13 protein-coding genes are annotated in these 12,250 nt (G+C 55.0%); 10 read left to right on the plus strand and 3 right to left on the minus strand.

What is annotated here, in order from left to right:
- Position 1 precedes the first annotated feature (1 nt).
- The 5 genes from EKM86_RS09745 (at position 2) to phnE (EKM86_RS09765) (ending at position 4,486) form a co-directional block, all read left to right on the plus strand.
- Positions 2-640 (plus strand): TetR/AcrR family transcriptional regulator, encoded by a 639-nt coding sequence (locus EKM86_RS09745; RefSeq protein ID WP_125757457.1) that lies wholly within the window; start codon positions 2-4, stop codon positions 638-640.
- 472 nt (positions 641-1,112) lie between these two features.
- Positions 1,113-2,054 carry a phosphate/phosphite/phosphonate ABC transporter substrate-binding protein gene (locus tag EKM86_RS09750; RefSeq protein ID WP_125757459.1) on the plus strand — a complete coding sequence of 314 codons (942 nt, stop codon included), beginning with the start codon at positions 1,113-1,115 and terminating at the stop codon, positions 2,052-2,054.
- 74 nt (positions 2,055-2,128) lie between these two features.
- On the plus strand, positions 2,129-2,899 hold the full coding sequence (phnC, locus tag EKM86_RS09755) for a phosphonate ABC transporter ATP-binding protein (RefSeq protein WP_125757461.1): 771 nt from the start codon (positions 2,129-2,131) through the stop codon (positions 2,897-2,899).
- Between the two features lies 1 nt (position 2,900).
- The gene (phnE, locus tag EKM86_RS09760; RefSeq protein WP_125757463.1) at positions 2,901-3,686 is read left to right on the plus strand and encodes a phosphonate ABC transporter, permease protein PhnE; all 786 of its coding nucleotides are present in this window, start codon (positions 2,901-2,903) and stop codon (positions 3,684-3,686) included.
- A complete protein-coding gene (gene phnE / locus EKM86_RS09765; protein WP_125757465.1) occupies positions 3,683-4,486 on the plus strand; it encodes a phosphonate ABC transporter, permease protein PhnE in 804 nt (267 codons plus the stop codon). Before phnE (EKM86_RS09760) ends, phnE (EKM86_RS09765) begins: the two co-directional genes overlap by 4 nt.
- A 54-nt stretch (positions 4,487-4,540) precedes the next feature.
- Here phnE (EKM86_RS09765) and recA read toward each other — a convergent pair whose 3' ends face one another.
- Positions 4,541-5,614, minus strand: coding sequence for a recombinase RecA (gene recA, locus EKM86_RS09770; protein ID WP_125757484.1), 1,074 nt, complete (start codon positions 5,612-5,614; stop codon positions 4,541-4,543).
- A 195-nt stretch (positions 5,615-5,809) separates the two neighbouring features.
- Between recA and EKM86_RS09775 the strand changes: the two genes are divergently transcribed.
- Positions 5,810-6,700 (plus strand): magnesium transporter CorA family protein, encoded by an 891-nt coding sequence (locus tag EKM86_RS09775; protein ID WP_164506242.1) that lies wholly within the window; start codon positions 5,810-5,812, stop codon positions 6,698-6,700.
- Positions 6,701-6,871: 171 nt separating this feature from the next.
- Here EKM86_RS09775 and EKM86_RS09780 read toward each other — a convergent pair whose 3' ends face one another.
- On the minus strand, positions 6,872-7,810 hold the full coding sequence (locus EKM86_RS09780; RefSeq protein WP_125757469.1) for a diacylglycerol/lipid kinase family protein: 939 nt from the start codon (positions 7,808-7,810) through the stop codon (positions 6,872-6,874).
- Between the two features lie 185 nt (positions 7,811-7,995).
- On the opposite strand from EKM86_RS09780, the gene EKM86_RS09785 reads away from it, so the two are divergent.
- The gene (locus EKM86_RS09785; protein ID WP_125757472.1) at positions 7,996-8,307 is read left to right on the plus strand and encodes a DUF2316 family protein; all 312 of its coding nucleotides are present in this window, start codon (positions 7,996-7,998) and stop codon (positions 8,305-8,307) included.
- 86 nt (positions 8,308-8,393) lie between these two features.
- Positions 8,394-8,930: a TetR/AcrR family transcriptional regulator gene (locus tag EKM86_RS09790; RefSeq protein ID WP_125757474.1), complete on the plus strand. Its 537-nt coding sequence runs from the start codon at positions 8,394-8,396 to the stop codon at positions 8,928-8,930.
- 183 nt (positions 8,931-9,113) lie between these two features.
- Here the strand turns inward: EKM86_RS09790 and EKM86_RS09795 are convergent, their stop codons facing one another.
- A complete protein-coding gene (locus EKM86_RS09795; RefSeq protein ID WP_125757476.1) occupies positions 9,114-10,091 on the minus strand; it encodes an aldo/keto reductase in 978 nt (325 codons plus the stop codon).
- A gap of 176 nt (positions 10,092-10,267) precedes the next feature.
- Between EKM86_RS09795 and EKM86_RS09800 the strand changes: the two genes are divergently transcribed.
- Positions 10,268-11,014 carry an SDR family NAD(P)-dependent oxidoreductase gene (locus EKM86_RS09800; RefSeq protein WP_125757478.1) on the plus strand — a complete coding sequence of 249 codons (747 nt, stop codon included), beginning with the start codon at positions 10,268-10,270 and terminating at the stop codon, positions 11,012-11,014.
- A 374-nt stretch (positions 11,015-11,388) separates the two neighbouring features.
- Complete coding sequence (locus tag EKM86_RS09805; RefSeq protein ID WP_125757480.1) at positions 11,389-12,033, plus strand: SDR family oxidoreductase; 645 nt, start codon at positions 11,389-11,391, stop codon at positions 12,031-12,033.
- Positions 12,034-12,250 lie beyond the last annotated feature (217 nt).

Below are 12,250 nucleotides of genomic sequence, written 5' to 3' on the forward strand. Positions count from 1 at the left end.
TATGGCAGATCCTCACTTAGCTGATTACGCACCGGCCTTTGGCAACCTGACCGCCAAGCAGCAAAAAATTTTAGAAAGTGCCATTACCGTGTTTGCAGAAAAAGGCTACGCCAACGCGAGCACGCATGAAATCGCCAAGCGCGCCGGCGTCGCCGAAGGGAATATCTTCGCCCGCTTTGGGTCAAAGCACGGTCTGCTCAACGCCATCATTCAACCAGTCGCCGAGCGCATTTTCCCCTTTGCGGTGTCCGATTTGGTCGACCGCGAACTGGCCACTCCGTTTCAGACCCGCCACGAGTTTTGCGAGAGCTTGATCAGCAATCGCCTGCGGATTTTGCGTGACAACGCCCCTTTGGTCAAAGTGTTTGTCACTGAGCTTCTCAACCAGGAAACGTTTCGTCAGCAGCTGCTGCATCAATTCCCAGATAGCTACTGGGCGGCTTTGGACCAGACACTGGACCGGCTGCGGGAAAACGGCGAACTGGTCGCCTGGTCAAATCGCACCGTGCTCAAGTACCTCTGGTCCCTGGTCGGCGGCGTTGCAGCCTCGTTCCTGTATTTCAACCAGCCGCTGGATGACGACACCATCGCCACCACCGTCACGGCCGCAGACAAGGTCCTTGCCCCAAAACCTGCTTAGAAACTGGGTCATAAAGCGAGTTTAGTCCAAGACACAAGCGTCCCTGCACCACGATTTGGTTATAAAATCGCGGTGCAGGGGCGTTTTTGAGTGTGCGCGCTGCTTATGGCGCGCGAGTAGGCCATTCTGCCTGGCTGGCAATATTTTGGACCTTCATTCGGCCGTTCTGAGTCGAACCATTGTTTGCTAAAGGCCGGCAGAAGGAGTTGTTTACAAAATAATTGTTCGGATAGTATTAACATTCCTGTTACGGAATGCTTTCTGAAAATATCATGAAAAAATGGCCCAAAATCCGAACTTTTTGATGATAAACCTAGATTACACCATTGAATTTGGGAACCTTCTCGCCTATACTACAAAATGGCTGGTAGGGAGCGGCCATCATCGGCAGGAAAAATCATTTACTTAAATGTCGATAATGTTCGGTTTTTACCAGTGGACAACCGACACTCACATTATGGGGGAGATATTGATGAAGCTCTGGAAAAAATTGGCAACAGTCACGCTGGCTGCGGCTGCCACTTTAGCCCTTGCGGCCTGCGGCAATAGCAAGTCCAGCACCAGCAGTTCCAGCAAGGACGGTTACACACCAAAGTCCTTGAACATCCAGTTCGTACCATCAAGCAACGCCGACACGATTGAGGCCAAGGCCAAGCCGCTGGAAGCCCTGCTCAAAAAGCAGCTCGGGATTCCAGTTAAAGTGACTGTCTCGACTGACTACAATTCGATCGTCGAAGCCATGAAGTCGAAACAGGTCGACGTGGGCTTCTTGCCACCTGACGGCTACGTTCAGGCGCACAAGCAAGGCGCTGCCGACGTTCTGCTCCAAGCCCAGCGTTACGGCATCAAGCAGCCAGGCGGCAAGAACACGACCAAACTGGTCGACTCCTACCGCGCCGAGATCATCGTTAAGAAGGGCAGCAGCATCAAGTCCTATAAGGATCTGAAGGGTAAGAAGATCGCGGTTCAGGACGTCACCAGTTCATCAGGTTACATCTGGCCAGTCGCTGAACTTTCCCAGAAGGGCATCGATGTCCCAAAGGATGACACCCTGGTGACCGTCAAGGGTCACGACCAAGGCGTCATGTCCGTTCTGAACGGCGACACCGACGCGGCCTTCGTTTTTGAAGACGCCCGCAACGTCGTCAAGAAGGATGTGCCAAACATCATGACCGAAGTGCTGCCAATTTACTTCACCAAGCCAATCCCGAACGATACCATTTCCGTTCGTACCGACATGAGCAAAGCCTTCCGCAACAAGCTCAGCAAGGCCTTCATGACCATTGCCAAGAGCAAGAAGGGGCACGCCATTATCTCCAGCATTTACACGCATGAAGGCTATGTCAAAACCAAGGATTCAAACTTTGACATTGTTCGGAAATACGACAAGATTGCTGAAGGCGAAAACAAGTAAGTCATGCATCGCACGCAGAAGCGCTAGCCCTCTAGCGCTTTTGCTATACGTAGCGGGAAACGTGGAGGAAAGCAATGTCAGAATCAGTAAAACCGGTCATCGAATTTGACCATGTGTCCAAAATCTACTCGAACGGAGTCGTCGGTCTGAAGGACATCAACTTGGCGATCCAACCAGGCGAGTTTGTGGTGGTCGTCGGCCTCTCAGGCGCAGGCAAAAGCACGCTGATGCGCGCGATCAACCGCCTGCACGACGTCACTGAAGGCGATGTCCGCATCAACGGGACCTCCATCACCAAGGCCAAGGGCAAGCAGCTGCTGCACATTCGGCGCCAAATCGGGATGATTTTTCAAAACTTCAACTTGGTCAATCGCGCGACCGTCCTCAAGAACGTTCTGACTGGGCGCGTCGGCTACTACCCGACCTGGAAAATGATCTTCGGGCTCTTCTCTGCGGAAGATAAGCAGCGCGCCTATGACGCGTTGGGCACCGTTGAGCTGCAGGACAAGGTGTACACCCGGGCCGATCAGCTTTCCGGCGGCCAGCAGCAGCGGGTCTCCATCGCCCGTGCCCTGACCCAGGAGCCGCAAATCATCTTGGCTGATGAACCGATTGCCAGCCTCGACCCGCAAACCACCAAGCGCGTCATGGACGACTTGCAGCGGATCAACCGCGAAATGGGCATCACCGTCGTCGCCAACCTCCACTCCGTCGAACTGGCCCAAGCTTACGCCACGCGCATCATCGGCATCCGCGCAGGCGAGAAGGTCTTCGACGGCCCGGTCGCGGAAGCCACGGACGAGGCCATCGCCGAGATTTACAGCGGCGAAGAAAAGGAGGCGTAGCATGACGGCTCCTTCCTCTTTGCCCAAGCGCAAGCTGCAATGGCAGAAATGGGCGCTGACCATTTTCATGGTGGTCGGCCTCGTGTGGTCCGCCTGGATCACCCAGGCGCACATGGGCCTGTTCTTCCAAAACATCAGCCAGTTCCTGGTGATTTTTCAGGAAATGGCCCATGTTGACTGGAGCTACGCCTACTACACCGTCGATCCAATGATTCAGACGCTGAAGATGTCCATCATCGGCACCCTCATTGGCTCCGCGCTGGCCTTTCCCTACGCCCTGCTGGTGTCACGGAATATCGTCACTAATAAAGTCGTGGTCGGCGTCTTTCGGTTCATTCTGAACATCGTCCGCACCATTCCCGACCTGATGCTGGCGGCGCTGTTCGTGGCTGTCGTCGGAATCGGCCCGATTGCCGGGATCTTCGCCTTGGCCATCTTCACCTTTGGGATGGTCGGCAAGCTCTTCTACGAGGCGATCGAAACCATCGACCCGGGTCCGCTTGAAGCACTGCGGGCCGCCGGCGCCGGCCGCATCGAAATCATCCGGTTTGCGGTTGTGCCGCAGATCGCCAACTACTTCATCAGCTACGTCCTGTACGCGTTTGAAATCAACGTGCGTGCGTCCACCGTGCTCGGGTACATGGGCGCCGGCGGGATCGGGATCTACCTCCAGCAGGCACTCTCCATGTTCAGCTACGACCGCGTGGGCTTGATTGTTCTGGTCATTTTCGCGGTGGTGCTGCTTATCGATTACGTCTCTGGTAAAGCAAGGGAGGCGCTGTTATGAGTCACGCAAGTACGCTGCCAAAAGCCCCCCTTACCCACCGGTACCGCCACATCTTCTTCACGGTGCTGACGGTCGCCATCGTCATCTGGTCATTTACCGGCATGCCGAGCTTTGACATCAAGCAAAACGCCTGGCTGGTCACGAAGTCAATTGTCAACGGACTGGTCCACCCAGACTTCAGCTACGTCTGGACCGGCGACGGCGAAGACCTGACCTCCAGTCTCTTGCAGACCTTAGGCATCGCCTTTTTAGGGACGTTCATCTCCGCCATCATCTCCCTGCCCTTCGCTTTCTGGGCGGCCAACACGCGCAACAAATTCTGGTTGACGACTCGCTCTGGTAAGTTTGTCCTGACGGCGATTCGGACCTTTCCTGAAATCGTCCTAGCCCTGATGTTCATCAAGGCCGTGGGGCCAGGCTCCTTCGCCGGGGTTCTGGCCGTCGGGTTCCACTCGGTCGGCATGCTGGCCAAGCTGTTCTCCGAAGCGATCGAAAACATGGACGGGGGCGCCGGCGAAGCCGTTACGGCTGCCGGGGGCACGCGGCTGGAAGTTACCCTGATTGCCAGCCTACCCCAGCTAATGCCGGAATTTGTTTCCAACACCCTTTACCGCTTCGAGCTGGCCATCCGGTCCGCTTCGATCCTGGGCATGGTGGGTGCCGGCGGTGTCGGTACCCCACTGATTTTCGCGATTCAAACCCGCTCCTGGAGCCGAGTCGGAATCATCCTTTACGGGATCATCATTCTGGTCACGTTGACTGACTTCATTTCGGGTTCACTGCGTAAGCGGCTGATCTGAGCGTAAAGGAAAAGGCGCTGCGAGAAATTTCTCGCAGCGCCTGTTTGTTTACGCTTATTTGTCGTCTGAACTGTCGATGTCCAAGGTTGTCGGATCAGCCTCAGCCGGTTCGGCGTCTTTGTCCTTATCATCGTCGTCATTCCCAAACAGGGTCTCTTGCAGCTGTTTGCGCAGGGTTTCGGTCACATCGGGATGGGCAATCAGGTAGTTTGTCGCGTTATCCGCGCCTTGCCCGATCCGCTCGCCGTTGTATGAATACCAAGACCCGGCCTTTTCCACGATGTCGTGATCGACCCCGAGGTTCAGCATGTCGGCTTCTGGGGAAATCCCGTGGCCATAGCTCATGGTCGTTTCAACCGTCTTGAACGGCGGAGCCACCTTGTTCTTGGTGACCTTGATCTTGACGATGTTACCGACAACATCAGTGCCGTTTTTAACCTGTTGCGCCCGGCGGACCTCCAAGCGAATCGTCGCGTAGAACTTCAGCGCACGGCCGCCTGGCGTGGTCTCGGGGTTCCCGAACATGACACCGATTTTTTCACGCAGCTGATTGATGAAGATGACAATTGTTTGAGTCTTAAAAATCGTCGAGGTCAGCTTCCGCAGCGCCTGAGACATCATACGCGCCTGCAAGCCCACGTGAGAATCCCCAATTTCGCCTTCGATTTCGGCCTGCGGCACCAGGGCCGCCACCGAATCGATGACCACAATGTTGACCGCCCCAGATTGGACCAAGGCGTCCGCAATTTCCAGGCCCTGTTCGCCGGTATCCGGCTGAGACAGCAGCAAGTCATCGATGTTGACGCCAAGGGCTTCGGCGTACTTCGGATCCATCGCGTTTTCAGCGTCGATGTACGCCGCCGTGCCGCCGTTCTTCTGCACGCTGGCGACCGCCTGCAGCGCAATCGTGGTTTTCCCTGAACTTTCAGGGCCGTAAATCTCGATCACCCGGCCCTTAGGAAAGCCGCCGACGCCAAGCGCCAGATCCAGGGATAAAATCCCCGTGGAGATAACCGACACGTTGGTCAAGGACTTGTCGCCCATCTTCATGACCGCGCCGTCGCCAAACTGTTTCTTGATCTTTTTCAGCGCCGCATCCAGCGCCTGTTCGCGGGCGCCACTGTCCATTGACGGTTGCCCATTGGCAGATTTCTTAACCATAGTATACGTCCTCTCTTTTTCGTAGCTTCAGTATACACCAAAACATATGTTCGGTGCCAACCCTTATCGCTATTTTATTTCGCAAACGGGCGACTTTTCCCTGCGGTGACGGCGCCGCGGGTTATGCAGTATGATAAGGGCAACAAAACTGGGAGGCACATCATGGCAGAAGCACGTTGGACGTGGCATCATATCAACCTGGACGACGCCCAGGCGGTCGGGACCGCCACTAAGCAGTATGCACTTTCAACCGAGCAAACCGGCTACGCCATTGACCGCCACGAGCGCGCCCACGTCGAGTACGACAGCTTGGCCGAGACCTTTCTGCTGGTGTTCAACATTCCAGACGCAGATGGCGATGCTGCGCAGGCCGAAACGCATCAGATGACGTTTGTGATCAAAGGACACGATCTATTGACATTCGGCCACGCCGATGCGGCGAGTCTGGTTCAAGAATTCACGCAGCGCTTTGACACACCGCGCGCGCTGAGCGCCTACCAGTTTCTTCTGGAAAGCCTGTACCTGATCACCCAGCGCTTCATGCCGCTGATGGAAAAAGCCGACGCCGAGCGCCATCAAATTGCCCTCGCGCTGCGCGACAAAACTACCCGCAAACGCCTGCTGGAGCTATCTGACCTAGAAACCAACGCGCTTTACCTGGGCAACGCGACCCGGCAGAACCAAAGTGTGCTCGAACAGCTGAAGGGTCTTTCAGTCTACCACGGCTTCACACCAGAGGAAAAGGAGCGCCTGGAAGACGTCCTGATCGAAGCCCGGCAGCTAGTCGACATGACCAGCCTGGGCAGCCAGAACTTGGCGCAGCTGGAAGCCACCTACAACAGCATCCTCAACAACAACCTGAACGACACCATGAAGTTTCTCACCATTTGGTCGATTGTCCTGACAGCACCAACTATCATCTCCGGCTTTTTCGGCCAAAACGTACCGATGCCCTTCATGCACACGCCGGGCGGCTGGTTGATCACGATTGCCTTATCGCTAGTCTTAGCGCTGATTTTTGCCATCTGGATGACGCACTACGTCAACCGCTAAGCAAGTCGCTAAACGTCATTAAAGAGGCTGAGACAAAATTGCCTAGTCGCGTTTCATAAAGCAACGCCCAAGCGCACAAACGCCCATGCACCGCGATTCTAAAACCGAGTCGTGGTGCATGGGCGCTTGTGCTTTGGGCTAAAACCGCTTTATGTCTCAGCCTCTTTGAGGTTATGCCTGAGCTGCTGGCAGCAGCATGATTTGATCGGTTTGGCTGAGCACACCGTGAACCGGGGCGTTGTATTCCTCACCATCCAGCTGAATGTGCTCGTGCGCCTCAGTCTCAAAGCGAAAACGCTGGCCTTTGATGTGGGCCAGTTTGGGGTGAACCGACTGGCCGCTGAGAATTTTGCCCAGGACCTGGATCAAGATGCGCCATTTCTCCTTGCGCACCAGGACAAAACTGAGCTGGTGCCAATCCTGCGCGGCATCCGGAAAGAGCCGCAGACCGCCGCCCAGAAACGGATGGTTGGTGAAGACACAAAGAAATGTGTTGGGGATCACCACGGCTCTTTGAACGCCGACAGTCGCCTTAAACGCGTGCTGGGTCGTGACCGCCTTTAAAATGTTTGCAGTGTACGAGAGCTGCCCCAGGTGAACGCTGTTGAGCATGGCTTTAGCCCGCGAGTGATTGGTGTCGTAAACAATACGCGCGTCAACGCCAATGCCAAAATTGTTGAGAAAATACAGGGTGCCAAACTCCTTAGTCTCGGCCTTGCCGATGCGCGCCTCGTGCGGCCGCGCAGTTTTGAGGGCCGCAACTGCCGCCAGTGGATCCAAGGGAATGCCATGCGCCCGGGCAAAATCGTTGCCAGTCCCGTTGGGCACGTAGCCCACCGGAATGTCCGGCCGCCCGAGCTCCTGCAAACCATTGATCACGTCGTGCAGCGTGCCATCGCCGCCGATGACCACGATTTGGGGCTGGGCAGCGCCTGGCGCGACTGCGGCGACAATTCGCTCAATCGCTTTGCGCGCGTCCCCAGCCTCGTGCGTGTAGGTCGTGGTGGCAAACGTGTACTGCTCTTTGAGCGCAGCAATTAGACTTGGAATCAGCTTTTTCGTGCGCGCGTTTCCTGCATACTCGTTGATGATCAGTTCAATTGCTTTCACCGCTGTGCCCCCAGAAATTTAGCCAATAATGGCAAGAATTACGTCCATTGTACCAAAATTCGCCCATTTCGCGCACAACAAGGATTGGCTTTGATGAAACAGTGGCCTTGAAACGTCTCACAACAGGGTGCCATTTGACCCGCAGAATTTTTATAATGTGATTACAACTAAAAGGAGACGATCAAATGTCACTAAATCCCGAACAAATGGCGGCCACTCGCCACGAACTGGAAGCTAACTTTGAGTTAACTGGCCTGACTAAGGCCCAGGTCGCAGCCGCCCTACACATCTCAGAAACGAAACTCGACCACCTGTTCACGCTCACCCAGCAATCTCTCAATGATCCGTGGATTCTGCGCAATTATCTGCTGGACCAGGTCCAGGCTCAAGGTAAAACACCGGTGCCGTTCACTGCGCTCAGCGGCGACTGGCACCGCCACTGGTTCTTGGACGCTGCCGCCATCGACCAGCGGCGCATGTCCCCCGGCGATAACTGATCACTCACGCCCGATTCTAGCGTCGATGGTCAAATGATGTTACAATTGTCACATCAACAGGAATCAATGACAAGTGCGAGGCAAATATGGCAAATTCCAAGAATCAGTTGATTCAAAAACAAACCAAGCAACGGCTTAGGCAAGCAATGGGCGACCTCATTGTTGCCAAGGCTTTCAGCGATATTTCAATCATTGATCTAACCGAGCACGCCGGCGTTTCGCGCATGGCGTTTTATCGCCACTACTCGTCCAAGGAAGCAGTGCTGATTGATTACGTCGATGAGCAGCTCGCCCCTTTATACGACTTCCTGACCCGCCTACCGCACAAAGGGCCGCTATTCATCTGCCAGGCTTACTTTCAGTATGTCGACGCGCACAGCGGCTTGTTTGAGGCGTTGATCCAAACGGGTGCCGAGCTGGTGCCGGCCGAGTGTTTTCGCGATTACGCCGTCCGTTTCTATGCGGAAAATGTCCCTCAGGTGCCCTTTGCACCGGACTTTAAACGCTATTTTAACAGCTACGTTGGCGCGGGCTTGTACCAGATGACTCTGGATTGGATCAAAGATGACAAACGCGCGCCCCGCACCCTGCTGGCCCAAATTGCTGCCAAACAGGCCGTCTGATTGGTACCCCGTTTTTCCCCCTCATACACAAACCACGGGAACTGTTATTTATGGCTAGTATCCTCACCATTACAGCATTTCTTCCCGTAACTGGCCCAATCAATCTTAGACCAATAGGAATCAATAGCGTCCGTCGGGCCGTTCACCACCGACAAAAAAGCCGCTCACCGAGCGGCTTTTGCGTTACCACAGATAATCAACCGGGTTCTTGATGTATTCATCGTAAACCTCTCGCACGATTTGCATCTGCCCCGGCGTGAACGCAGGCAACGCAGACGCCCGGGTGTTCCGTTCGATTTGCGTCGGATTGCTGGCGCCGGGAATGACGGCAGACACCGCGTCATACATCAGAATGTACCGCAGGGCCAGCCCGGCTAAGTCTGCCGTGTCAAGCCGCTGCTTCAGCTCGTTTGCGGCCTTGACCCCAGTCAGGTAGTCAACCCCGGAGAAGGTCTCCCCCTTGTCGAAGAGTTCACCATGGCGGTTGTTGGCCCGCTGATCAGTCGGCGCAAACTGCGTGGTCGCGGTGTACTTGCCAGATAGCAGCCCCGAGGCCAGCGGCACGCGGGCCAAAATGCCAACGTTTGCCGCCTTGGCCGCGGCGAAGAAGTGCTGCGCCGGCCGCAGCCGGAACATGTTAAAAATGATTTCCACGGCACTGATATCGTACTGCAGGGCCTTCAGCCCTTCCTCCACCCGCTCCACCGACACCCCATAGTTGCGAATCTTGCCAGCTTTTTTCAGCTGGTCCAGGTGCCAGAACATTTCCGGGTCATAGTACGTCTGCATAGGCGGGCAGTGCAGCAGGACCATGTCCAGCGCATCAAGCTTCATGTTTTGCAGCGACTCGTCCACGTAGCGGTCAAGGTGCGCGTTGTCGAAGTGCGCAACGGTCAATGGCGACTCCTTGCGCCCAATTTTTGTGGTGAAGTGAACGTCCGGATGAGTGCGGACAAAATTGCCGACCGTCCGCTCCGAGTTGCCGTCCTGATAGCCATCCGCAGTGTCAAAAAAGGTCACGCCTTGCGCGTAGGCCTCGGCCAGCGTGGCGTCCGCATCCTGTTGACTGAACGGGGCGCCCCATTTGCCGCCCAGTTGCCAGGTGCCAAGCGACACCTCGCTGACCTTGAACCCAGTTTTACCTAAAGTGCGATAGTTCATCAATGATTCCTCCGTTTCCAGTTCTCAGTATAGCAAATCGCCAACCTGAACGCCGCAGCAGTTAAAAACAAGGCTAATGAGACAATCATGAGCTTTGGTTGCGTATCTTGCTTTTTGCTTCTGGTGACAGCGCCTACAATTAAAGTGAACAAATAAATAAAAGGGGTGTATTTCATATGGCAAATAAGCCAATTGTCAGTTTGATCACCGGGGCCGAGCGCGGATTGGGCCTCCAGTACGCAAAGAACCTTGGTAAAGCGGGTCACGTGATCATCATCGGGGCGTATGACATGACCGCCGGCGCGGCGGCACTAAAGGAGCTTCAGGACGCCGGCCTCACCGCACTGCTTTGTCACTGTGATATCACGGATCAGGCAGCGGTGGACGAGACCATGGCGACCATCAAGGCCAAGTATGGTTACCTGAATATCCTCTTGAACAACGCCGGTATCTCCAGTCCCGCGTTTGAAAAACCTTCCGAGACTTCCGATGCGCACATTGAAAAGTGCTTCGCGACTAATTTCTACGGCACGAACCGAGTGATTCGCGCCGCGGTGCCGTTGCTGGAAGCTGCCGACTGGGCCAAAGTGATCAACATGACCTCCGACTTGAGTTCACTGACTCGCGCGATGGATGCCAAATACGGCTACTCCAAGATCAATGACCTGCCTTATCAGGCCTCCAAGACCGCGGTCAACGCGCTAACGATGGGTTACGCAAAGGAATTCGCCGGCACCCACATCACCGTCAACTCGGTCAACCCTGGCATGACTGCCACTGATTTGGTCAACAAGAAGGCCTTTGAAGCCAACGGTGCTCAATCGGTCGAAGCTGGCGCCAAAGCCGCAACTGATCTGGCTCTGGCCAAAAGCAACGATGTCAACGGCGAATTTCTAGAAGCTGCTGGCAAGATTGCCTGGTAATCTTATCGGCTATTTTTGAGACTAAAGCATCAAGCGGTTTTAACCCAACCCACAAGCGTCCCTGCAGTGCGATTTATTTTTAGAATCGCGCTGCAGGGACGTTTGCGCACTTACGCGTTGCGTATGGACCGCGACTAGGTCATTTTCTTGTCGGTGCTTGCTGGTCTGGTGCGCCTCAATGTTGTCAGCACAGATGCCGTTGGCCAGCACTTCTTGGGCCATTCGGCAACGGGCGGAGGCGCTGCCGAGGTGGGCGCGAACACAGCTGCTGCTTTTAATCGCCCAGTTCCGAACAACTGTCAATTCGGCCGGTCCGGTTAGCTTACTATATCAAAGTGTTACACTAGAGTCGTTAATCACTAAGGAGTGAGCACATGAGTAATGTATTGATTTTAGGTGCAAACGGGCAAATCGCTCGCCTTGCAGAAAAGCAGCTGTTGAGTGAGCCGAAGCATCACCTCACCTTGTTCTTGCGCAATGCCAAGCGCCTAGAAATCACTGATCCTGACCGCGAATCCGTCATCGAAGGCGATGCCACCGACCCTGATGCGTTGAGCGAGGCAATGGCCGATATTGACATTGTCTATGCCAACCTTGGCGGCGGTCAGACCATTGAGACCCAGGCGAAAGCGGTCGTGCAAGCAATGGATCGGGCCAAGGTCAGCCGGTTGATTTGGATTTCGACGTTAGGCATCTACGACGAAGTGCCAGGCGCATTTGGCAAGTGGAATCACCAGCAACTCGACGGCGGCTATTTGGAACCCTACACAGCCGCTGCGAAGGTCATTGAGAATTCCAACTTGGACTACACGATTATTCGGCCAGCGTGGCTGCAAAACAACGACACCGTAGATTACGAGCTGACCCACCGGGATGACCTGTTTAAGGGCACCGAGGTGTCACGCAAGAGTGTCGCCGATTTGGTCACCAAGCTGATCAATGACCCCAAGAAGTACGTGAAGGACTCGCTGGGCGTCAGCCAGCCGCACACCGATGGTCCCAAACCTTCGTTTTACTAATTAATGTCCCCCCAAAAAGCGTCGACCCTGTGCCGGCGCTTTACTGGTGCCCACCGGCGCGTCCCGAATTTTTTTTGCCTGCCCCCTGTCAATCGTTTTTCGACTTTGTCGCGAAAATAAGTGATTATCTGCTCGGTTGATAAGCCATTTGGTTGGCTTCGTAACGGTTCATTCCTAATGACATAAGATAGTCTCGATAGTTCATCAAACGCCATGG

This window comes from Lacticaseibacillus hegangensis (genome assembly GCF_003946465.1).
In the GTDB taxonomy this organism is placed as follows: domain Bacteria; phylum Bacillota; class Bacilli; order Lactobacillales; family Lactobacillaceae; genus Lacticaseibacillus; species Lacticaseibacillus hegangensis.